This is a genomic window from Priestia sp. P5_B4 (assembly GCF_056400385.1).
The window spans coordinates 1-527 of record NZ_JBFULJ010001522.1 but is presented as its reverse complement, the minus strand read 5'-3'; the positions used below and the strand labels follow the sequence as shown (position 1 = coordinate 527).

Annotated in this window: 1 protein-coding gene; it reads right to left on the bottom strand. The window is 71.2% G+C overall.

The window, feature by feature from the left end; genetic code table 11:
• A partial coding sequence (locus tag AC1DRF_RS31950) for an FG-GAP repeat domain-containing protein (RefSeq protein WP_477742821.1) occupies nucleotides 1-527 on the bottom strand: 527 nt, incomplete at both ends.

The window sequence follows — 527 nt, the reverse complement described above, 5'->3', positions numbered from 1 at the left end:
GTGCGTCCGTCGGCGTTGAAATCGCCGAAGCCCGCGGGCTCCCAACCGCCGCCGACCGTCTTCACCGCGATCGTGGCCGCGCTGTTCCCCGAACGCCATATCACGCTCTGGCCCGACGAGGATTGCCGCAGGAACAGATCGGAATGCCCGTCGCCGTCGAAGTCGCCCTGCCCGGCAACGCGCCAGCCGGCGGCGGTGGCCGAGACGGCGGTGGTCGTGGCCTTGTTCGCGCGGCGCCAGATCACATTCTGGCCCGTGTTGCTGTGCCAGAACACGTCGGAGCGGCGGTCGCCGTCGTAGTCGTCGTCGGGGACGTGCCGGCGCACGGTGAAGTAGACCGCGCTCGGCGTGCCGACCTGCCCCGAGGCATCGGTGCCGCGCACGTACACCACGTGGCGCCCGTAGGCGAGCGTGCTCGTGTCGATGTTGACGACCGACAGTTCGCGCGCGGCGTTGAACGCACCATCGGACGCGCGCATGGCGATCGGCGCCGCGCCGCTCGCCCAGGGCGCGGCATCCAGGTAGGC